The organism is Enterovibrio makurazakiensis, from assembly GCF_050336585.1.
GTDB lineage: Bacteria > Pseudomonadota > Gammaproteobacteria > Enterobacterales > Vibrionaceae > Enterovibrio > Enterovibrio gelatinilyticus.
In genome coordinates this window covers 58,176-80,885 of the sequence record NZ_JAKJSE010000032.1, presented here as the reverse complement: position 1 = coordinate 80,885, position 22,710 = coordinate 58,176, and the positions used below count along the sequence as shown (strand labels likewise).

Here is a 22,710-nt window from a genome sequence, read left to right as displayed (position 1 = left end):
AAACGTGTCAGCTCTTGGTCACTCATAACTACCAGCATCTCATCGTTCCTTAAACGTCAGATCAAAACAGAAACCTAGTTGAGACGTGCGATTAAGGAGACATTTTAACTTTGCTAAAAAGTGACATTACTACTTTGCCCTTACACCCTAAGTGCGCATTATCTATCTTATGTTAAATAAGATGTGCGGTAGATTGAAATGTACGCCACTCAGCTCGCCAACTACCCTTATTCTTCATTAATATCAGTCTATTGAACGTAATTGGCTATTTACCATAAAGTACATAATTACCAGTCCAACAAGATACCTGCCACGAAACATGGTTTCCTGTGGCTTCCTTATTGGTCTGGGAATTATTTTAAGAGCAGAAGATTCAAAGTGCCCCCGGAGACTAATCTTGTTTGAGCAACTAACGTCAATCTCCAATGTTCTAACAACATACTCATTCTTTGCGACATTTTATTTTGAAATCTAAAAGATTTGACCTTCACTCAGGTTCACTGACTCTATTGAATCCACCTGTCTTCATGCGATTACAGAGACTATTTTTCCTGTTTTTGATACACCCTAATAGCCCATAAATGATGATGCTTAGTGTGTATCAAATAACTAAAGGAGAAAAAGTAGTGAATAGAATCGCACATATCATTTTGTGTTCCGCTATGTTCGCTTTGCCTAATGTTGTTTCGGCTCAAAGCTATGATCCATACTTGCCATCAAACAGCGTTGTCGTAGACGCTTACATAGGTGGCGATGAGCTAACTGAAGCAAATAACGGAGCGATAAAGGTTGTAGAATACAACGAAACCGTCATTAATTTTAATTATGCTTTTGATACCAACTCTCACATATTCACCGCACCAGTCGCTGGCCTCTATAGCATTGATGCACAATATGCACAGCGAACCTGTGGCTTTAAGTACTTGCTTCGTATAGGTATTTCTTTACCAAACGCTCAACCTCCGGGTAGTAATGCCTCTATCGGCCCGGTGACGTTTGCCAACAATGATACGGGTTGTGCAATTCCTGGCATTGCAGCTGTTGATGCCATCATGACACTAGAAAAAGGTGAGACTATTTTTATTCAAGGCCGCTATCAACGCGCACCCTATGATGTATCACCTTGGAACTACCAAAATCGATATCAAAATCGCCTTGTGATCACGTACCTAGGATGCAACTTCTGCAGCTCGCCTCCCGCTAGTTAACGATTTTGTGGCTAATAATACGCTTGAACAGGGACGCCATTGCGTCCCTTTTTACATTTGGCTCGACATTAACCGATTTTCAACGCCCTACTCGCTAAAGATCAAACCGAGAATGTTGGAAAGTTTGAGCTTCAAACAAAGAAGCAGCCAGAAACCGATTCTATCCAACACAACGTTGATTTGAATTGTGGAAACTCTCAGCCTGTTTGATATATTTAGCGAATACTAATAACGGATAGCAAGATACCAGTATGTCATCAGATTATTACGGCACCAGTGCCAGCTACGCTCGCCAAGAAAGCGGATACCGTGAAAAAGCGTTGAAGCTTTACCCTTGGGTTTGTGGACGTTGTGCACGCGAGTTTGTTTACTCGAATTTGCGTGAACTCACTGTTCACCACATTGACCACGACCACACAAACAATCCACCAGATGGTAGCAACTGGGAGTTGTTGTGCCTATTTTGTCATGACCACGAGCATTCAAAGTACACAGACCATGACCAATATGGTACTGAGATTAAAGCGGGTGATGATGATCATCAAGCGGCGACACATAACCCGTTCGCTAACTTGAAAGACTTGATGAAGAAGTAACAAAAGAGTGTAACGTCCTGCGAAGTGTCGGAGGGCGTTTGTTTTGCAGGGTTTATTTGTCATTGGCTCTTCAGGTTCTTCAGGTTCTTCGCAAAAAAGACCCGTTGAATAACGGGCCAATAGCAGGGATTTCAAAGGATCAATGTCAAAAAAGGCTTACCACATTAAACGCACGCCGGCTGTTACGTAGTCGGTTTCTGTGGCTTGCAAAAATACCGGGTTCAAATCGAACTCCGAACGACCTATCTCACTGTATAACGCGATGTGATCACCATAATCATGATAAATACCTAAAACAGTGCCTTTCGCGGTATGTCCTTTGGTCGCTGCGGTGTCATCAATCGTTGTTTCTCCGTAGCTTAAACGCAGCTTTGTATTAGGTGTTACTTTGGCTGTCGTTTGTAACCAATAGCCGCTGCTTTCACGTTCACGACCCGCATCATCCAAAGAATCAAAGTCTAACTGCAAGGCAGAGCCTAGCCCTTCACCTTGAAAACCTGATGCAAAAAAGCCAAACGCCCCTAGTTTTAAATCAATGCCTGCGGAATACCCTGAGGCTTGAACATCGCTGCCAGCTGAACACTTGGACCCGCCAATCTGACAATTTTCAGCCTTCTGATAGATCGAATCTGCGTAGAGTGTATAACTGCCCCCATTAAATGTGTCGCTGTATGACAACTCGCCCTCAATACGGGGAGATGTCGTTTTAGAAGCAACAGGTTTATTCGCAACACTTGCTAGTACCGATTGAATTTTACTTGGATCATAGAGCGCGAGTGAGACTTTAAATGGGGAGTCAAAGGGCGAGTTGTAGCGAATACCGCTATTAAAGTTGGCGTATAGGTATCCGGAATGCAGAGACCCTGCGCCAAGTGCCCCGCCGTCATTTGCGATGTCGTAAGCGAAAAAGCCGCCCGCTAAAACCGAAGCATCGGCAAGCACCGGGCGTCCATTGAATATGCTGTATTGCTTACCTATAACGACTTGACCAAAGTCTCCATCAAACGAGGCGTAAATCTCACGAGGATCGATTGATTGAGATGCAGTGGAACCGACATTACCGAGGTTTTTTTGGTTTCCTTGACCAGAGTGAGGGTTTATCCGTAGACCTAACCTGGCATTGGCTTTGATGCCTTCAAATTCTGGAACCCCAAAATTGAAACCGATCATGTTTGGTGAGTCACCAGACGTTATTCTAAATGCATCATTCCCTTCGGCATCACCGCGTGTTGAACTTGCATTGAGAATGACCCAACCATCAACACCAAATGTATATCCGTTGTCCTCCAACACCATTATTTCAGCCTGAGCACAGGACGAAATGAAAACTCCGGCCGCTATGAAATATTGACAATTTTTCAAAAAACACTCCTTGGTTTTATGTGTATGTACCTCCTTGCTCATTGCAACCTACATACCATTTTATATATTCTCTCCAATATTATTTATCTCTATAAATATCATGAAGATAACGGGAGTGTTTTTATTTAGAGAATCCAATTAATATAAAATAAAACAGTATGTGCATTTACATGCGATATATTGTCTCGCGCCGACACATAATGTCTCATATTTTTTCGTATAGTTTTTCGCATTGTTTTTATATAAAAAACGCCCTTTCGGGCGTTAGAGTCACTCAGGGTTTATATTTCCTTTCGCTTCATGGATTCGGATATATATTCAGCCTGCCTGATGGCGAGAGCCACAATGGTTAATGTGGGATTCTCTGTTCCGCTTGTTGTAAACTGGCTTCCATCTGAGATGAATAAATTATCAATATCATGAGTTTGACCCCATGAATTAACAACGCCATCTTGCGGCCTTTCGCTCATTCGGTTGGTGCCCATATTATGGCTGGCAGGATAAGCGGGTAAATTCGAGACTTTTATTGCCCCAACAGATTCGAATAGTTCCTTGGACGTTTTATATGCATGATTTCGCATGCGCGTATCATTAATATGATCGACTTTATGAACAACCGGAATTGGAAGCCCGTATTGATCTTTCTCTGTTGGGTGTAATGTGATGTTATTGGATTCAACAGGCATGTCTTCACCACATATCCAGAACCCGGCCATTTTCTCGTAGTTTCGCAATGAGTCAGCCACTTCTCTACCCCAACCACTGACACCCGGATTTAAAAATGCCGACATGAAAGGAAGACCTAGATGCAGAATTTCTAACTCGTAACCTGCATAGTGTCCGCGAGAAGGATCATTGTCTTCCCACTCTTTAACAATGCCAGGAACAACCGTACTTTTGTACATGTGTACGGGCTTTTCAAATTCAGCATAAACACCGCCTGTGGTATGCGTCATATAGTTTTGCCCAACTTGACCCGATGAGTTGGCCAAGCCATCAGGGAACAGGTCTGACGCTGAATTGAGTAACATCCTTGGTGACTCAATAGAGTTTGCAGCAACCGCAACAACCCGGGCTTTTTGAAATTGTTGATTGCCATCTTTATCAACATAAAGAACGCCTGTGACTTTTCCATGCTTATCATGTTCAATCTTCATGACCATAGATTCAGCGCGAACTTCACAATGTCCTGTCGCTTCAGCTTGCGGGATCTCGGTGTACATGGTGGACCATTTAGCCCCGATTTTGCAGCCCTGCATACAGAACCCATTCACCTGACATGAAGGTCTTCCATCGCGTGCCTCGGTATTGATTGCAAGGGTCGCTTGTTCACAATGCGCCCCGATCTTATTTGCTCCCGCCTCAACGACTTTGTAGTGGCTACTCTTTCCATGGAATGGCATTCCCGTAGATTCGGTTCCGCAAACACCCATTTTCTTTTCAGCAAGAACATAGTAAGGCTCAAGCTCTTTAAGCGTAATCGGCCAATCAAGCACGTTTGCGCCGGGCACAACGCCGTTAGTCGTTTTCATTTTGAACTCATGTTCTTGAAAACGCATCGCAACGCCAGCCCAGTGCATGGTTGATCCACCCACGCCTTTCACTATCCATGCAGGGAGGTTAGGGAAATCTTTAGCGAGGCGAGAAGGCCCCTCAGAGTTGCGTTTATCCAACCAGGAAATCTTGCCAAACATTCCCCATTCGTCATTGTCGATGTCAGCGAATGTAAAACGTTTACCCGCTTCAAGAACGACGGAGCGTACGCCTTTTTTCGCCAATTCGTTTGCTAGCGTTCCGCCACCTGCGCCTGAACCTATAATAACGACTAAACTATCATCATTTAAATCGAATTTATTAGTCATTTCTACATCCTTATATATATTTATATTAAATCCAATCTATATCGGCATATCCACGGTTTATATAACCACCGTGCTCCCACGCAGATCCGCCATACCCAAACCAAGGCCAAAGATCAGGGCTATTATAGAGCCCCATCATTAATATGCCTTTTATCTTCTGGAAAAACGCAGAGTTTTCATAATTACGAAGAACAGTCACCCTATCCTTCTCATTATCTATATTGATGTAATTTGAATTAAAAGCTTGATTGGATCTTTTATCTAACTCTGCCACACCTTCAATGAGTAATTTTTTCAAATCAGCATCGGTGTTTGCGCTTTCACCTAAAGGAAGAAGTAATCTCGTGTAGTATTTATCTTCTAAGTCGTCGTGAGGGTAGATGTCACGAGACATGACCATTAATGTTTTACTTGCATGATTACCAATAACAGTGCTCGCCCAGGCTGACGGAGACACTAATACGCCTCCAACGCCCATGGCAAGTACGCTGACACTAGCGAGTGCAGCTGTGCTATTGGTAATAAATTTCCTTCGACTCATTGCGGTATTATCTAAATGCTCGCTCTTTTTGGATGGTTTTTTATTACTCATAGAGCCTCCTTGTTTACCTAATAATTATATTGAGTTCCTGCGATATCGTTGTTGCTAATTGCTTCAGTCGCTCCTCATCACTGATTGACGCACTTGGTTTTAGCTGTGCCACAGAGGTATGTTTGGTAAGTTCGATTTTTTTATCGATGCCACAATGTGCGTAGAATGCGTTTGTCACTTGCCAACGCTCCTGCAAATTCCCACTGCACAAAATCACGGCATGAACCAGTACGGCAAATTCGTTTTTGTTTTCTGCAGATTTCACTCGACGCCAACGTTGTGCCGTGCCCGCTAACTTCTGGTCTCCGACAACGAGGTTGTAGTCTCCATCGCAGAATGAACCCGGAATTGGTGCGCAATGGGCACTTATCCCCATTTTGGCCAATGCGTTGATGATCGGTAAACACAAGGCCAGATAGGTATCCTTAATACTTCCTTTATCTTTGTGACGTTTGAACACCAAGGTCACGTTCAACGAACCTGGCGATTGTGGGACAAGGTCGCCGCCAGTTTGACGAACAAAAACAGGCCAACCCATACCGGACATGGCATCGACTGCGTGACGAAACCCTTCCTTTTGGCTGAGTGACCTCGGCACCACGATGGACGGCTGACACCGCCATATTTTGTAGCCCGATGTCAGTTCATTGTTCGCCACTTTCTCAAACAGCAGCGACTCCTCATGAAGTCCTCGCTCTGGTGAGATAACGCTCAGTGATACGTCTGATGAGAAAGACATCCCGACCCCTGCTCGATATGCTCACACAGCGACGTTAGAAATTCCGCTGCAGGCCCACCATCCACCGCACGATGATCAAACGTCAGTGATAACCCTAGAATTGAACGTGTTTCAACGTCACCTTGTTCGTTGATCTCATTTCGTTTCACCGTCTGACCAATGCCCAATATCGCGATTTGCGGAATGTTGATAATCGGGGTGAAATACTGGACGCGAGATAAGCCAAGATTGCTCACCGTGAATGTCCCTTTCGTCATTTCTGCTATTGAGAGTTTTCCCTTTCTCGCTTTTGTGATTAACGCTTTGCGTGCTTCCCTTTTTTCCTGAAGCGACAGGGTTTGTGCGTCAAAGATGGTTGGCGCGACCAGCAAGTTGCCTGGAAGCGCTATGGCAACGCTCAAATGAATCGCACTGCTCAATACAATCTCTTGCCCCTCAACCCGGCCATTCATTTCTGGGTGTTTTTTCAACACACCCACAACGCAATCACACAGCAAGTCTTCAACAGAGACGTTTATCCCTTCGTCGCTCAATAACGCCTTGTAAGCAAGTAGGTCAGTAACGTCACAACTAGCATGGTGAGTAAGCTGTGCTGCCTCATCTAAGCTACGGCGCATGTTGTCCGCAATCATGCCGCGCATCCCTTTTAGGGCGATAACGTTATCACTCATATCATCAAACCCCTGATATCAAACCAATCTTGTCGCCCTTGCTGACCGTTTCATCGGCCCATTTGAGGATCTCTAGCACCCCAGAAGACGGCGAGTGGATTTCATGTTGGATTTTCTGAACCATCACTTCCGCTATAACATCGTCCTTTTCTACGTTTGCTCCATTGCTCACAAACCATGTAGTCATGACGCCTTCTTCTTCTTCTTCCCATAAATCTGCTGCGATAATGATTTCCGTATTCATTATTTATCCCTCATCTTTTTGTATGCGCTAATGATCTTGTCTGCGTTTGGCAAAGCCCACTGCTCCATGGGTCTCGAGAAAGGAATAGGAATATCTGGGTAGGCGACACGCTGTGGGCTCGCCTTCATTTGAACACCACTTTCCGCCACAGAAGCGATGATCTCACCGGACATGCCGTAGCTGTGATAGTCCTCATCGACCACGATAAGTCGTCCGGTTTTTGCTACCGATGCAAGAACAGTATCTCTGTCCAGTGGTACCAGAGAGCGCAGGTCAACGACTTCCGCGCTCACCCCTTCCGCTGCAAGCAGTTCAGCGGCTTTTAAGCCGTGATGAACACCAGAGGTAATACCAACGATGGTGAGATCCGTGCCCTCTTTGACGACATTGGCTTTGCCTATCTCGACGACGTAATCCTCTTCTGGCACATGGACGATGGCTGCAGGCTCAGTGCCTAACCAACCCATCCCCTGTAAAGATTTATGGAACATAAATACAACCGGATTTTGATCTCGAATCGCCGCAATCATGAGCCCTTTTGCGTCATAAGCATTCGACGGTGCAACTACTTTCATTCCCGGTAAGTGGGCGAATGTTCCGTGTAAGCATTGCGAGTGTTGACCGCCATCGCTATAACCACCCCCAGTCGATGTCATTAACACCATAGGCACTGGAATGTTACCGCCCGAGAAATAGGTATTCTTTGCCATCAAGTTGTAGATCGCATCCATGCACACACCGAAGAAATCAACGAACATCAATTCGACAATCGGGCGCATACCATCAGATGCAGCACCCACACCCGCACCAACAAATGCCGTTTCTGAAATCGGCGTATCACGGATACGCGTTGACCCAAACTCGTCAAACAAGCCACGTGTATTGCCAAACACCCCGCCTAGGCGACCAATGTCTTCGCCCATCACAAACACACGCTCATCAATGCGCATCTCTTGCGCGATACCTTCTGCCATTGCGCGTGCGATCGTCAGCTTCCGTTCTTTCTGTTTTACTTCGCTCATTTAAAGCTCCTTTATTTTTTCGTTGTCGCGAATACGGCAAACACCTAGTGTTGATTAGACAAATACCTTATCCATCGCCTCTGCTGGGTTTGGATATTCGCTGTCACGGGCAAACTGAATGGCTTTATCCACACGCGCCTGTGTTTTCGCAATCAGTGCATCGTCTTCACTGCGCGTCCAATTGAATGCACCCACTAATTGGGTTTTCATCTTAGGAATTGGGTCTTTGGCGATCAGTGCTTCTTTCTCTCCACTAGGACGATAGTCCTCAGCATCTCCCATGAAGTGACCAGCAAGTCGATAGGTTTCAATTTCGATTAATGAAGGTCCTCCTCCATTACGCGCATTTTCAATGGCTGCGCCAGCGGCAGAAAAAATTGCATTAGGATCATTGTCCGAAACGCGATAGCCAGACATGCCGTATGCGGCAGCTCTTACGTCGTTATGCGTGACGGCAGTTGAATCGCTTTTCGAGACAGAAATACCCCAAGCGTTGTCTTCAATGATGAAGATGACTGGCAATCGCCAAACGGAAGCAAGGTTCAGCGCTTCATGAAATGCGCCTTGATTCACCGCACCTTCGCCAAGATAGGAAACGGCAACACCAGCCTTATTTTGTAACTGACGGGAAAGCGCCGCCCCTACTGCTGGCCCCATGCCTTCCGCTATGATGCCGGAGCACGAAAAATTGACCGCCTCATCGAAGATGTGCATGTGCCCACCTCTGCCGCCACTGAGGCCTGTTTTCTTACCAAAAATCTCAGCGGCCATTTTGTCCAAGTCCACACCCTTGGCTATCGCAACGTGATGAGGCCTGTGTGTTGATGTGACGATATCTTCTTTTTGAAGGTGGGCGCAGACACCGACAGCGCAAGGCTCTTGCCCATTAGAAAGATGCATTTCCCCAGGAATGGGCCCATTTGCCATATTGAACGCAGGGGATTTTCCTTCCATGTATATCGCTTCAATGCGTTCTTCAAAATAGCGGCTAACAAGCATGTGTTCATACATCCAGATTTGTTGCTCTTTGCTTGGTGTCATAAAACTTCTCCGTTAGTGATAACAGCATTCACGTTGCGATCGATGAGATCGTGTGATTTGGTCATGGCTAGATATGGCAAGTTTTAGGCCAATTTTTATTTCGTTGATTTATATGATTTTTTATTTTCTGACAGGGAGATTTAAGAAGATTTGAAACAGTGTGATTCAACAGATGTGACAGTGTGTAGCATCAGTTACGTGGGCGATATTAATGTTGCGAAATCTTGAAAAAAGTATTGTTTGTCACTTGATATATCCGTTGAGATCGCTATTAAATGTAGTAGCGATACGGGTCAATTTATATACGTAAAGGACGGGTATATGAGTAGTTATCCTCAACAAAACAAAGAGATATCCCAACATGTGCCGACGATAATCTCCCCGATCAGCAGCTCTTGGCAGCGATGTAAACAACTCTACAAACTTGACCCTTCCCATATCCCAAGCGTTGAAAGGCTAAGCAAACCTGAAATTAAAGAAGACAAAGAACGGTTTGATGAAATGCTGGTTGATTCGATTCCACTGTTAAATAACCTTCGCCATACTGCGCTAGATTCGGGTTACTGCATTCTCGTCACTAATGCTCAAGGCGTGGTAATCGATCGATATATTGATTCTGATGTCTCGCGAGAATTATCAACGGAGTGCCTCCAACATGGTTCGGTGTGGAGTGAGTCACTGGTCGGTACAAATGGTGTCGGCACGTGTTTAGAAACCCAAAAATCGTTAACGGTATTTGCTGAAGAGCACTTTGGGCATCCACTGAAACATTTGACGTGCTCAGCAGCCCCTTTGATAGCCCCTGACGGCAGCATTTTCGGTGTTCTTGATGTGTCCTCTTTCGCTCGGGGGAACAAAGAGGTTCAGGGGTTTGCCCTTAATTTGGTGTGTGAAACAGCCAATAAAATAGAAGCGCTTCTTTTCAGGAAGCAGTATGACCAACACTACTTAGTTGCACTCTCTTCAAGCGCTATTTCAAACGATCTAGACACCACGTGTTACGTCGCGATTAATTCATCGGGTATTATCTTGGCGGCGACAACACCGTCGCTCACAATGATGGGGGTAAGAAAACGAGAAGAAGTGATTGGCCAGTCGTTTGAGCACCTATTCGGTATCAGTCTTGATAGCGTTTCATCCGCACGCGGTGCGTCCATACCGGCATCTTCGACGCACCATCAAGCCCCCCTTTGGGTGGCACGCGTTGTTTCCCCCGCGGTTGAACGTTTATTTTCTGCTAAGCGAGCACCGTCAAGGTTAAAACCTACCGACGCTAACTCACCCATCATGAACATTGCCGGGCCTGATCAAACGCTGATCCAGCAGGCTGCGATCTGTTTAAGAACCGTTAACCGCAGTATCAACATTTTACTTCAAGGAGAGACGGGAACAGGCAAGGAGGTATGGGCTCAAGCGATTCATGAAAGCAGTGATCGCAAGAACAAACCCTTTGTTACTTTAAACTGCGCCTCTATTCCTGAATCCCTGATAGAAAGTGAACTCTTTGGATATTCTTCAGGCACATTCACTGGTGGGCTGAAAGGCGGAAAAATGGGCAAGATTCTCGCCAGTGATGGAGGAACAATTTTCCTTGATGAGATCGGGGATATGCCATTAGCGCTTCAGGCACGATTACTTAGAGTGATTGCTGAAAATGAAATCACGCCACTGGGCCAAATTGAACCAATCAAGGTTAACCTTCATGTTATATGTGCAACACACAGAAACCTCAAAGAGCTTGTAAAAAACGGTGAGTTCAGAGAAGACTTATATTACCGCATCAGTGGTGTGAATATTAAGCTTCCAGCGCTACGCAACAGGATGGATCAAAGCGATATCATTGACCGAATCCTCAAAAAGTTGTGTGACGATGAAGGTATTGAATCGCCATATACGGTCAGTAAAAGAGCCCTTGCTAGACTTGAATCTTACCGTTGGCCTGGAAACATTAGACAGTTAAAGAACGTGCTACAGTTTGCGATTTGTATGTGTGATGGAAAAGAAATTGATTTGGGCGATCTCCCAGAAGAGGTTATGTCATCAGCACCCTCAAGTAACGAAAATACTACAGCGCCCAACAATCATGTGCTTTCTGTTGATCCTGCTTTGTCCGCGGATGAATCTCTTGAAAAAGAGCACATAATGAAGATCCTTGAAGAAAACCGATGGATAGTGACGCGAGCGGCGAAAGCAATGAATGTCAGCCGTTCCACGTTGCACAGAAAGCTAAAGAAATATGATTTATTACTCGCTGAAGATGAATAGCAAATGTCGCCGTCTCATGTCAGACACTTCAACATGCGAATGACGACCCTTCCCCCACAATCTCGCGTAACAATGTGCAATGACGCGTAACGATCATGGTGAGAAGAATCTTTATCCCTCTTCTATTGCGAACCTAATCTACTGCGAATCTTAATTGCTGTCTCGTGCTAGCTGCTCATTGCCCATATTTCGCCAACAGCTTGTCTAGCGTCCCATCCTTTTTCATAGATACGATTAACGCGTTGAACCGTTGCAGGGTTAACTCATCTGCGCGCCGAAGTCCCAATGCATAACCATGGTTGAGTTCTACATTAAGCACATTTTCAGCATCTACCGTCGCCAGTTTTATACCCTTCCTTTTCTGAAACCAAGATGCCGATAAATTAGAGACAACCGCGGCATCCACTTCACCTAGAATCAAAGCCTCTAGACGCGATTGTTCATCGACAAACCGTGTCGCAATACCAATCGAATGCTGTCTCAGTGCATGGGATGCGACACTTCCACTCGATACGGCAACCGTTCGGTTAGTTAGGTCTTCAAGGGTTGAAATAGCGCTGTCAGAAGGGTTTGATACGATGAAGTACTCCATGTGATAAAAAGGTTCAGTCACTCTCATGTATTTGGAGCGCTCAGCGACCTTCTTAACCACACCCGCGTAAAGATCGCAGGTGGTCTTTTTGGCGTGCCTTTTCGATATAATCCAAGCGATGGAAGTTGAAACATCTAATTGGTCAGCGAGAGCGTTGGAAATATCAATCTGGAATCCTTTAGGTTGGTTTCCTTTGAGTGAAAACGGTGGCATTTCAGGGTGTGCACACACCTCCAATTCCTTTGAATCCACAATGTGTGCGATATCCCCAGCCAATAATTCCGTATTGAATATCAAGAAGAACAAGAAAGGCAACACGTTACCCACTGAAAAAAATCGCATTTCTTCCTCCTATTTTTTTAACGAGGAGATGTACACAACCAGCTCCCAACGCTGCTCAACGGATAACGATTTCTTCCATGGCGGCATCACCAATGCCCCCTTTCGTTTACCATTACTGATAGTCTTGAATAAGTAGTCTGCATCAAGATCTCGCCCCTGAAGTGGCCTTGCTTTCCCGCCACTCCCTTCATACCCATGACAATAAACACAGGATTGATTAAAGCGTTTCTCCCCGTTCTGTTTTGATAGGTTTTCTGTTCCAAAAACGCGTTTTTTTACTGCATTGATGTCTTCAGAAGAATAGAGACCTATACTGCTCTTTACTTCGGGCTTTTCAGCCGTATTTGCCGGGGGTGCTACCGCATACGATTCACCCGCAATCAACAAAAGAAATATAACGTAGTGTTTCTTTATCAATGGCATTTCAAGTTCCTAGTTTTGGGTTAAAACGAACAACATTCACTGGCGTTCAATAAAACGAGAGCAATAGGGTTGCTGCATATGCTTTATTAATCACCGAGTGTGAAGGCCACTAAAACCGCTCCGCCAGGTAAACCCGAAACATCAGGAAACGCACTGGCCATAAACCCAGGGGCGTGAGAACCAAAGCCAGTGGATGCCAAAATATATTGCTTACCATTTACTGCATAGCTAACGATGCCGCCTCGCAGCCCTGAACCTGAATTAAAGTTCCAAACTTCGTCGCCATTTTCCGCATTGTATGCGTGTATCACGCCTTTCGGATCGCCATTAAAAACAAGATCACCGCCCGTGGTAAGTACGCTCGCCAGTCCCGGTAAGGGATAATCGACACTCCACTTAAGTTTGCCTGTGATGGGATCTCTTGCATCTAAGCGTGCTGACGCCACTCCACCTGGGGGAGGAACCGCGACCAACTTGCTCACACCAAGATACAACCCCGCCATTCCGACGTTTTCATGTTCTTGAGGGGCAGGAACAACAATGTTGCACACCTCCATCGCATTGGTGTACCAGAGGCCTGTTTTTGGGTTGTAAGCGCCATGGTTCCAACTCCTTGCCCCGAGCAGGTAAGGACAAATCGTGGTTTCTTCCCCTTCAGGCATATCGATTCGCCCAATCAATTCACCCGTTTTTGGATTAATGCCTTCAGCGAAGTTAATGTTCCTCGCGAGTGGCCATACGTTGTCGAGTTCGCCCGTTTTCTTATCGATAACAAAAACAAAGCCACTTTTATTTAGGTGTACGAGAACGTCCTTGCCGTTATGTTTTAAGCTGACGGCTTCATATGTGGCGTCGTAATCCCAAACATCATGAGGGATCTCTTGCAAAGCCCATTTTATCTCACCCGTTTTCGGATCAAGCGAGAGTAAACTGGCGCTATGCTTGTTGTCCCCTTGACGCTCTGCGCCATAGAAATCAGGAGCAGCATTGGCTGTGCCGATAAAAATTGAATCTGATTTTTCATCGTAGGTACCCGGTAACCATGCACCGCTTCCACCAACTTCTCCTGAATCTCCGGGCCAACTCTCTGGGTTATCTTTATCAAGGATTTCAAAGGTCCATGCTTTCTCTCCCGTTAGGGCATTGACCGCAAATATCTTTCCTTGTGTTGGTTGATCCCCTCCCGTGGTACCGCCATATAAGATGTCACCAGCAAGTTGTGGTGGCGATGAGAATAAGCAGCCGTAGCAACTTCTAAGATCCGTTATTTGTGTTGACCATTTTTCCTTACCGGTTTCTTGGTCGAGCGCGATAAAACGACCATCAAGTGTTCCGATATAGACATTGCCATGCCCGACGGTCACCCCTCGACTCGCAGCCACATAAAACACTTCGTTCACCACATCATCAAGTTCAGGTTGATAATGCCAACGCGTTTTTCCCGTATCCGCGTCTAATGCAAACACGTTGTTGTTTGGTCCAATGTAGTAAGCCACACCATCAATAACGATTGGGGTTGCTTGCAATCCATGTTCGATATCGCCAGGTTGATGCATCCAAGCAACTTTTAGTTTGTGGATGTTATCGACATTAATTTGCTTTAACGGACTGTATCTCCAAGCATTAGATGTTCGGTGGTATTGCGGCCAATCATTGGGGTTTTCTGCTCCGTCGCCAGTCTCGGCATAAACAAACGAGATGAATAGAGTTAGTGAGAGGATCTGTATCACCAATATTGAAATAATGTTCTTTATTGAAATCACGTTTCTGCCTCCATTGCATAGTCAATTAACTAATTGCAATAAATGCGCCAAAGGCCATTAAAGGCTTAATCTATTGTTATTTAATGTATAAATGTTAAGTATTAAAATATTTGCAAGAAACAATGTGTATCAATAACTGGCACACTATGTATCACAAAATGAGCACGTCATTCTGAAAGCAATGAGGTGTTTTCACGACAGGCCGTGACATACCGGAAGAGATTAGAAGGCAGAGAGTGGAGATGGACGCCGTATAGGGTTTAAATAAATTAACGTTATCGCATCATTCGTTTTAAGCGACTGTCGTAATAAAAATCACGCTCATCGATAATTTTGATAGTACGGCTTTCAGGGTGCATGGGGTTGATGAGGAAGTTGTATTCACTAGCAATAATAGCGGAAGGAAGCTGGAGCACTGGCGTACTCATGCCTTGTAACCATTCGGTACCGTAACGTCGCGAAACATCTGCGTCAGGCACTGCATCCCAGCCCACTGGAAGCTCTTTCTCGCTAACACGTACCATCGCAATATCATCAGGAATGTAGATGGTCATCATGACCAGCTGTGGCATTTGCACTGGGCTTTCATGCACAAAACGTTCAAGTGCTGATAGTGAACGAGAGCCCGCGGTATAGACAATCGGCTGCCCTTTCTGGTGCCAACGACCCGAACCAAACATGCCACCTGTGCCTGTCAAATCTGCATAGCGTTTTACGGAAAGGCGGAACACTTCCATTATGCGGTCATGCCATGCATGAGACGGTTCAAAATGGTTTCAACATATTGAATGCCGGTGTTGGTATCCAGGTAATCAACGGCGGCTTTCCCACCAAACGCCACTTGGGGTGTTTTTAGCCAATCTAATGCCACAGGACGGCTCCCATAATAATCGACGGCCAAATCTACTACACGACGGATTGCTAAGGTTTTCTCTGATTGAGAGGGCGTGAGTAAGTCAGTATCACTTTTACGCTGCAAACTGCGCGGACTTAAACCAATCAGCCCCACCCACTCGCCACTGCTCATGGCCATGTCTTTCATCACTTTGCGCGCATGCTTCACTGATAAACCGTGTCGGATGATATCTAACTCGGTATCTTGGTTTATCACTTGCCCTTTTTTTACTAGGCCAAGCGAAACTAGCTGTTCTGCATACATACACACCTCCACATACCAATGGTTAAATTATGAGCGCCATTTGTCGTATTGTAAAGCGTCATTTGTCGCACTCGACTCTATCAGCGATTCAATATTCTGACCAAATGCGCCTATGTGGGACAGCATCTATATATCACATCAATATATCGCGCATCATAAGGCGTGCCTTACAGTGGCAGACGGGAGCGTTTCTTCACTTGCCCAAATGCAAAACTGGACTCAATAGCTGCAATGTTCGGTAAAGGCGTTAACTCTCGTCGTATAAATCGCTCATAGGTTTTGAGTGACTCGCTGACCACGTGCAGCAAATAATCATGGGTGCCCGTCATAAGGTAACACTCCAACACCTCATCCATATGATTGATCAAAGATTCAAACTGTCGCATGTTCTCTTCGGTCGGCTTTTCAAGCTTCACAGACACAAACACATTAATGGCGAGGCCACACATGTCTTGATCTACATGCGCGTGATATCCCGTGATGATGCCTTTTTTTTCCAATGCGCGAACGCGACGTAAACAAGGCGATGGAGAGAGTGAAATGCGGTCAGACAACTCTTGGTTGGTTAACCTCCCTTCAATTTGCAGTTCATCGAGGATCTTCTTATCGATGTTGTCGAGTGCGTTTTGGTGATGTGCCATATCATGCCTTTTATCGGTCGAGCTGTTCAGGGTCCTTTCTATAAAAGTAGTGGAAATAGCGTGGATTGTTTTGATATTGGCAATATCTGTCAATAATGGCTGTATATAAAGCAGATTTAGCAAGCATGTGCCCCTTTCCCTTTGCTAGCTTCAAAGTAATCCATTAAGTATTGCGCTTTAACGTTAAGGGAACTAGCCATGAACAAAGCCACACAACTGAGTCCGCTTCGTAAAACAACACGCCATGAAGATGCAGTTTCGTTGGCGACCGAACAAGCTGAACATTTTGGGATTGATACACACTCTGAGTTTGGGCAGTCACTTATCGCACTGGCGACAACACTATATACCGCTAACCATCACACACACGATTTATGGGCGATCACCTTGGATGGTTTATCTGACCTTGATAAAAACGACCGCATCGCTTGGTTCAATGCAAAACGCTTTTTGTCTTTCCAATTAGCGAAGATCCTCGATAACCTTCAAAATCCAATGCGCGCGACCTATAAAACCATCGCGACAAAGAACGGGCACTTTGCCTCCAAAGGCGCTTACCCCATCTTCGACAATGTCGCTGCCATTTTCTCAGCAAGCCCAGTAATAACGAGAACTGCAACTTATCTCTTCGCTTGTACCGAATGGGTGGAAGATGCCTTCAATGGACGCGAACCTTTGCATGATATTTACTCGCGCTTGCTAAACCCCACGTCAATCAGTTTGGCAAACCATATCGTGGATATTGAAGCAGGCGACATGGCAGATCAGTATTTGGCGTGGAACTTCAATTCAGGCATGGCCGCAATTGATGGGTTACTGAGTCACTTGCTGGGACGCGAAGACATTGTGTTGGCATCACGTAATATCTATGGCGGATCTTATCAATTGCTCCAAGACTGGTATCGTAAATCCTCAAACTTGGATATTGCTGTGGAATGGGTCGATGGCTATGAAGCGGAGGATTTTGCAAAAGCGATGGATGCCGCCGCCAATACATATGCAGACCGCATTAAAGCGGGAAGAAAAATCTATGTCTACCTAGAAAGCCCCTGTAACCCGCACGGTTTCGTGTTAGACGTTGCTGGCATTAGCCGAGCAACCCATGAACGAGATTGGACACTCATCGCAGATACCACGGTTGGCACCCCTTTCTTACACCCAGTACTAAAAAGAACAGATCCCATGGAACGCCCTGACTTTGTGATTCACTCTTACACCAAAGAACTCGCGGGCTCTGGCACTACAACGGCGGGGGTTGTTATCGGTCGCAACGAAGACATGTTTATGCCAAAAGGTGACGCGGTAACTACAATCTCTCCCAATGGTAATGCGCGCACCGTTAATTGGGATGAAACGCTATTCTGGAATGTGTATTACATCAAAGGCGCATTTCTAGATGCCGATAAAGCTTTTGAAGTACTCAACGGCATGAAGACATACGAATTACGCGTGATGCAAAAAACGATCAACACTCTCGCATTGGCGCGTATTCTTAACTTACATCCTGATATCAATGTGTCATGTCCAGCACTTCCAACTAGCCCAAATTACGCATTGATGAAGAACAATATGCGACTTGGTCTGCCTGCGGCTTTGTTCACCATTGATATGGAAGGGTCGACAAACCGCCCGCCGATTGATCCGGATGTATTTAAGCAGTTCTTCGACATGCTCGAGCCCGCTATTGGAATGCAAGTGAGTTTGGGGCAAACCAATACCGTGGCATTGTGTCCTGCTATGACGACGCATTCTGAACTATCAAAAGACGCACTAAACCGTGCGGGGATAAAGCCGACTACTTTGCGTATTGCGGTTGGATTAGAAGACCCACGTATGTTTATTGCTCACATGCAGCGGACAGCAGAAATAACCATCGACCTAAAACACCATGACTTTTCTTCTCAGTTTCCATCTCCTGAAGAAATCGATGACATATACAGGAAAACCTATCTGGATGTGCAACAGCAATTTGTCGAGGATCTTCCTTCATATCGCACGTTGATGCAGTAAGCTAAGAAGCTAAGAAGCTAAGAAGCTAAGAACAGCAAGAGCCAAGCAGAAACATCAAGTAAATCATCACTTGTCGAGTGATGATTTACTTGAGCGAAAAATGGTGCCATCGCGATCTAGATAGCACAACGTCGCTTGATACTGAGGATAAAATTCCAGTCTTTCTGGGGTTGAAGTACGCAATGTGGCGACTTGGGCGCTCAATTGTTCATTCGGCTCACAATTGAAAACACCAAAACGATGAACCTCTCGAACACCACCTTCAAGTTGAGAACTTCTTAAAATCTCAATCTTCATCGCTAATCTTTGTTGGTTAAAGCCCGAAGATTGATTCGCTAACAGCTTACCAAATGACGTTTGTAACAACTTAATTTGGCTAGCGATGAGGACTTGTCCATCCGACGCTTCCAATGAGTTCTGCGCTTTGACCATCTCCAAGGCTACAGATGGCAACGCTTGAAGATAGCTATACAGATCAGATTCATTAGATAGCGTGTGATGACGAACTGAGAGCGCAACCACAACACATGCAATAGCGATTGCCATCATGGATATCAGCGACCCAGAGTTGAATTTGTCTCGTAAAGCCATGATCTGAACACACTACCTATCGACTAATTATGCTTGAAACCATAAAGAAACTGGATTTATATCCTGAGACAAGTGAATGCTTATACAACAGCAAAACCCAAAGTTTAAAATATAAAAATACGCACATCAGTTTATATGCAATTAACAAAGATCGGACCACTTCGTCTGTCTCATTAATTGGAATAACTAAACTAATCTGTCATTAATACTTTTCTAGTTTCAGTGCTAATTTTACATTATTTATATAGTGTCTCTTTAATAATACAGGCTGCACAATTTTGGTGATAAAAAATTCCCTTTTAATTTCAGGCATAAAGTCTAACTAACCCCGCAAAACTTTACACATCTTGACATTCAAGCCCGAAGGCCAGTAATGACGGGCTATAGAGAGAACGTGGGAAATATAAAATATGTTAACGAGTACATGTTGGTGCATATTCTGCCCAATAGCGTGCACACAAACAAAATTCGCGTTAATAATTAAATCATTAATTGGAAAGTAGAAAAGTGTGAGCGCTATATAGGCTTGGGAAAAAGCCAAAAATCGAGAATCAAAATATATTGCAAATATGTTTATACGTGAAATAATCCGCACCGTATTACTTTTTAACAAGTATGCAACACACTTGCTGGCGGATAAAACCAGATAGCAATATAAAATAAGAAAAGGACTCGGTAATGAAACGTATAATGACGACGGCTGGACTTTCGTTGTTTGCGAGCTCAGCCTCTGCGGCAGGGATCGACGACGCAATCAACGAAATCGTAGCACCAATTGTAAACCCATTCGTGGGTATGATTTTCTCAACCATCCCCCTCCCATTCACTGATACTCAAGCACCTTGGATCGTTCTTTGGCTTGTTGTCGCTGCAATCATCTTCACCCTCTACCTCGGCTTTATCAACTTTCGTGGCTTTGCACACGCCATTCGCCTTGTAAAAGGTGATTACACAGACCCTAACGAACCCGGTGAAGTATCCCACTTTCAGGCTCTTGCCACCGCTCTTTCCGGTACCGTTGGTCTTGGTAATATCGCAGGTGTTGCTGTTGCTATCTCTATCGGTGGTGCAGGCGCAACATTCTGGATGATCCTTGCTGGCTTGCTTGGTATGTCAACCAAGTTTGTAGAGTGTGCTCTCGGTGTAAAATATCGTACAACTCACCCAGATGGCTCTGTGTCAGGTGGCCCGATGTACTACCTAAGCAAAGGACTTACCAACCGTGGTAACCCAGCGCTTGGTCGTACACTTGCTGTTCTGTTCTCAGTATGTGCTGTCGGCGGTGCTTTGGGTGGCGGTAACATGTTCCAAGCAAACCAAGCATTTAAGCAAGTGGTTGGTGTGACTGGCGGCGACATGTCTTTCTTCGCTGATAAAGGCTGGTTGTTTGGTTTGATCATGGCCGTTATCGTTGGTGTGGTTATCATCGGTGGTATCAAGTCAATCGCGAAAGTAACCGAAAAAGTGGTTCCTTTGATGGCGGTTGTCTATGTGGGTGCTGCTTTGATCATCATCCTTCTGAACCTGAACCATGTTGGTGATGCATTTGCTGCTATCTTCAACGGTGCGTTTACAGGTGAAGGTGTTGCCGGTGGTATCATTGGCGCAATGATTCAAGGTTTCAAACGAGCGGCATTCTCGAATGAAGCAGGTGTTGGTTCGGCGGCAATTGCTCACGCAGCAGTAAAAACCAAAGAGCACATGTCTGAAGGTTTCGTATCTCTGCTTGAACCATTCATCGATACCGTTGTTATCTGTACGATGACTGCATTGGTTATCATCATTACAGGTCAATTACACGAAGGTCAGACACTAACGGGTGTTGAACTGACTTCTGCAGCATTTGGTAGCGCGATCTCTTGGTTCCCGCTTATCCTAGCAATTGCAGTTGTTCTCTTTGCTTTCTCAACCATGATCTCTTGGTCTTACTACGGTTTGAAAGCTTGGACTTATCTGTTCGGTGAAAGCAAGCGTGCTGAAATGATTTTCAAAATCATGTTCTGCTGCTTTGTGGTTATCGGTGCTTCTATGAACCTCGGTCCAGTTATCGACTTCTCTGATGCAATGATCTTCGCAATGGCACTGATCAACATCATCGGTCTTTACCGTTTGGTTCCAGAAATCAAAGTTGACATGCAAGACTACCTTGCGCGTTTGGATAGCGGTGCGATTGCACGCTACAACGGTTAATTTATCATTGAGTCATCAATGTATGATGTCTAAATGAAGAAGAGATGCCAAATGGCATCTCTTTTTTTATGTCTGTTTCGAACATCGAAAAATGCAAACGAAGCGAATTAGCCACCTGCCAGCTTAACGGTATGACCTTTCTTCTCAAGGTACGCTTTAATCTGATCGCGCTTATCACCTTGGATTTCAACAATGCCATCTTTCACTGAGCCACCACAGCCACATACTTTCTTTAGATCTGCCGCTACCAGCTTCAGCTCGGTGTCTGTCATATCTAATCCAGTAACCAGACATACGCCTTTGCCCTTTCGGCCTTTAGTTTGACGCTGTATACGTACAATACCGTCGCCCTTTTCGCGTTGAGGCGCAGCTGCTTCTTCTTTAATTCGTCCGGTTTCTGTTGAATACACCAAACGGCTGTTATCGTTTTTCATAATCCACTCTTTGACGCGTCACAATGATGCGTATGGTATCAAATGTCGTTGGCGTGAACACGCATGTCGTTTATCAATCAACGAGATAATGAATGATAATCAATGTATTGCTTAATTTTTGGCAAAGGTCCCTTGAGAAGTTGACCACGAACGAAGATATACCAAAGCCCTGGTTGCTTCTCGTCGCTCATGATTTGGATGCCTTTGTAATTCTCGGAGGCGCGAGATTGCGTCGTATTGAAGGACTGACGTTCGAACTCGGCGGGTGAACGAAAAATGCGTGTATCACACCACCAATCAATACACTGCCTAACGCCAAGCATGCTGCCTGAAACCGTTCGCCCACCAACTAAGGATGTGTAGATATCGTCTGCACATTCGATTGAATGTCCACGATGCGAGTATCGCTTTTTCATTCGCTTCCTGTATCTAGTAGCGTTTGCTGTGATGGCAAAGATTCTAATAAATACAGATGAATTTGACGACTCTAATTGCCCATAACATCAAAAAATAGTTACTGGCAAACGTAACCATAACGCTTTCGTAATGAACAGGCTAAGATTTGGTTACGACTTTTTTATCAACAAACTGTTTGAGGGCAGGAAGCGAGCCTTTCAGAAGGTTACCTTTGATGATCATATACCACGCTTTATCATCATCGTCAGAATCGTTCATGATCTGAATACCTTTGTACTCTTCTATTTTCTTGTCGGTTGAATCAACAAAATCCTGTTTATCAAATTCATCTGGCATGCGAAGAATGTTGGTGTCACACCACCAATCGATCGATTGCTTTACACCCAACAATGTACCGAGCACTTGTTTCCCGCCGATGCGAGCACTGTACTCTTCCTTTTTTTCATCATTTAATTCGACGTTATAACCACGATGGTATAGGCGCTTTCTCACCAACAACCCCCTGCGTATTATTAAAATAACAAATGTAATATTTTTGAGTTTCAT

At 45.0% G+C, this 22,710-nt stretch carries 23 protein-coding genes; 5 read left to right on the top strand and 18 right to left on the bottom strand.

All coding sequences use genetic code 11. The features are described from left to right. Window positions 1-626 precede the first annotated feature (626 nt). Entirely contained in the window at window positions 627-1,208 is a 582-nt protein-coding gene (locus L4D06_RS21840; protein ID WP_274163153.1) for a hypothetical protein, read from the top strand. 251 nt (window positions 1,209-1,459) lie between these two features. Further along, window positions 1,460-1,804, top strand: coding sequence for a YajD family HNH nuclease (locus L4D06_RS21835; protein WP_028022589.1), 345 nt, complete (start codon window positions 1,460-1,462; stop codon window positions 1,802-1,804). A gap of 156 nt (window positions 1,805-1,960) precedes the next feature. Here the strand turns inward: L4D06_RS21835 and L4D06_RS21830 are convergent, their stop codons facing one another. From L4D06_RS21830 to L4D06_RS21795, 8 genes are all read right to left on the bottom strand, one after another. Beyond that, complete coding sequence (locus L4D06_RS21830; RefSeq protein ID WP_429741341.1) at window positions 1,961-3,100, bottom strand: porin; 1,140 nt, start codon at window positions 3,098-3,100, stop codon at window positions 1,961-1,963. A 347-nt stretch (window positions 3,101-3,447) separates the two neighbouring features. Further along, window positions 3,448-5,028, bottom strand: coding sequence for a GMC family oxidoreductase (locus tag L4D06_RS21825; RefSeq protein WP_429741339.1), 1,581 nt, complete (start codon window positions 5,026-5,028; stop codon window positions 3,448-3,450). A gap of 25 nt (window positions 5,029-5,053) precedes the next feature. Beyond that, window positions 5,054-5,620, bottom strand: a complete 567-nt coding sequence (locus tag L4D06_RS21820) for a hypothetical protein (protein ID WP_274163150.1) — start codon at window positions 5,618-5,620, stop codon at window positions 5,054-5,056. 13 nt (window positions 5,621-5,633) lie between these two features. Next, entirely contained in the window at window positions 5,634-6,359 is a 726-nt protein-coding gene (locus L4D06_RS21815; RefSeq protein WP_274163149.1) for a lipoate--protein ligase family protein, read from the bottom strand. Continuing rightward, entirely contained in the window at window positions 6,332-7,030 is a 699-nt protein-coding gene (locus L4D06_RS21810) for a 2-oxo acid dehydrogenase subunit E2 (protein ID WP_274163148.1), read from the bottom strand. Before L4D06_RS21810 ends, L4D06_RS21815 begins: the two co-directional genes overlap by 28 nt. Window positions 7,031-7,034: 4 nt before the next feature. Then, a complete protein-coding gene (locus L4D06_RS21805) occupies window positions 7,035-7,274 on the bottom strand; it encodes a biotin/lipoyl-containing protein (protein WP_429741336.1) in 240 nt (79 codons plus the stop codon). Continuing rightward, entirely contained in the window at window positions 7,274-8,296 is a 1,023-nt protein-coding gene (locus L4D06_RS21800) for an alpha-ketoacid dehydrogenase subunit beta (protein WP_274163146.1), read from the bottom strand. Before L4D06_RS21800 ends, L4D06_RS21805 begins: the two co-directional genes overlap by 1 nt. A 54-nt stretch (window positions 8,297-8,350) precedes the next feature. Beyond that, window positions 8,351-9,337, bottom strand: coding sequence for a thiamine pyrophosphate-dependent dehydrogenase E1 component subunit alpha (locus L4D06_RS21795; protein WP_429741334.1), 987 nt, complete (start codon window positions 9,335-9,337; stop codon window positions 8,351-8,353). Window positions 9,338-9,658: 321 nt separating this feature from the next. Between L4D06_RS21795 and L4D06_RS21790 the strand changes: the two genes are divergently transcribed. Then, window positions 9,659-11,602, top strand: a complete 1,944-nt coding sequence (locus tag L4D06_RS21790; protein WP_429741332.1) for a sigma-54-dependent Fis family transcriptional regulator — start codon at window positions 9,659-9,661, stop codon at window positions 11,600-11,602. A gap of 175 nt (window positions 11,603-11,777) precedes the next feature. Here the strand turns inward: L4D06_RS21790 and L4D06_RS21785 are convergent, their stop codons facing one another. The 6 genes from L4D06_RS21785 to L4D06_RS21760 all read right to left on the bottom strand — a co-directional run bounded on the left by L4D06_RS21785 (window position 11,778) and on the right by L4D06_RS21760 (window position 16,522). Further along, window positions 11,778-12,536 (bottom strand): substrate-binding periplasmic protein, encoded by a 759-nt coding sequence (locus L4D06_RS21785; RefSeq protein WP_429741330.1) that lies wholly within the window; start codon window positions 12,534-12,536, stop codon window positions 11,778-11,780. A 9-nt stretch (window positions 12,537-12,545) separates the two neighbouring features. Beyond that, on the bottom strand, window positions 12,546-12,959 hold the full coding sequence (locus L4D06_RS21780) for a c-type cytochrome (protein WP_429741328.1): 414 nt from the start codon (window positions 12,957-12,959) through the stop codon (window positions 12,546-12,548). 86 nt (window positions 12,960-13,045) lie between these two features. Next, window positions 13,046-14,722: a pyrroloquinoline quinone-dependent dehydrogenase gene (locus L4D06_RS21775; protein WP_274163141.1), complete on the bottom strand. Its 1,677-nt coding sequence runs from the start codon at window positions 14,720-14,722 to the stop codon at window positions 13,046-13,048. Between the two features lie 275 nt (window positions 14,723-14,997). Next, entirely contained in the window at window positions 14,998-15,459 is a 462-nt protein-coding gene (locus tag L4D06_RS21770) for an RES family NAD+ phosphorylase (protein ID WP_429741326.1), read from the bottom strand. After that, window positions 15,459-15,881 (bottom strand): Xre family toxin-antitoxin system antitoxin, encoded by a 423-nt coding sequence (locus tag L4D06_RS21765; RefSeq protein ID WP_017011067.1) that lies wholly within the window; start codon window positions 15,879-15,881, stop codon window positions 15,459-15,461. The genes L4D06_RS21770 and L4D06_RS21765 overlap by 1 nt, the downstream gene beginning before the upstream one ends. Before the next feature lie 167 nt (window positions 15,882-16,048). Beyond that, window positions 16,049-16,522 (bottom strand): Lrp/AsnC family transcriptional regulator, encoded by a 474-nt coding sequence (locus tag L4D06_RS21760; RefSeq protein ID WP_274163139.1) that lies wholly within the window; start codon window positions 16,520-16,522, stop codon window positions 16,049-16,051. A gap of 198 nt (window positions 16,523-16,720) precedes the next feature. Between L4D06_RS21760 and L4D06_RS21755 the strand changes: the two genes are divergently transcribed. Beyond that, window positions 16,721-18,532, top strand: a complete 1,812-nt coding sequence (locus L4D06_RS21755) for a trans-sulfuration enzyme family protein (RefSeq protein ID WP_429741324.1) — start codon at window positions 16,721-16,723, stop codon at window positions 18,530-18,532. A gap of 66 nt (window positions 18,533-18,598) precedes the next feature. On the opposite strand, the gene L4D06_RS21750 is transcribed toward L4D06_RS21755, so the two are convergent. Further along, the gene (locus L4D06_RS21750) at window positions 18,599-19,123 is read right to left on the bottom strand and encodes a hypothetical protein (RefSeq protein WP_274163137.1); all 525 of its coding nucleotides are present in this window, start codon (window positions 19,121-19,123) and stop codon (window positions 18,599-18,601) included. A gap of 678 nt (window positions 19,124-19,801) precedes the next feature. On the opposite strand from L4D06_RS21750, the gene L4D06_RS21745 reads away from it, so the two are divergent. Next, complete coding sequence (locus L4D06_RS21745; protein WP_274163136.1) at window positions 19,802-21,313, top strand: alanine/glycine:cation symporter family protein; 1,512 nt, start codon at window positions 19,802-19,804, stop codon at window positions 21,311-21,313. A 107-nt stretch (window positions 21,314-21,420) separates the two neighbouring features. On the opposite strand, the gene yciH is transcribed toward L4D06_RS21745, so the two are convergent. The 3 genes from yciH to L4D06_RS21730 all read right to left on the bottom strand — a co-directional run bounded on the left by yciH (window position 21,421) and on the right by L4D06_RS21730 (window position 22,656). Then, window positions 21,421-21,747, bottom strand: coding sequence for a stress response translation initiation inhibitor YciH (yciH, locus tag L4D06_RS21740; RefSeq protein WP_429741321.1), 327 nt, complete (start codon window positions 21,745-21,747; stop codon window positions 21,421-21,423). 77 nt (window positions 21,748-21,824) lie between these two features. Then, window positions 21,825-22,163, bottom strand: coding sequence for a DUF3319 domain-containing protein (locus L4D06_RS21735; RefSeq protein ID WP_274163134.1), 339 nt, complete (start codon window positions 22,161-22,163; stop codon window positions 21,825-21,827). Between the two features lie 139 nt (window positions 22,164-22,302). Further along, window positions 22,303-22,656 carry a DUF3319 domain-containing protein gene (locus L4D06_RS21730; protein WP_274163133.1) on the bottom strand — a complete coding sequence of 118 codons (354 nt, stop codon included), beginning with the start codon at window positions 22,654-22,656 and terminating at the stop codon, window positions 22,303-22,305. Window positions 22,657-22,710: the final 54 nt, after the last annotated feature.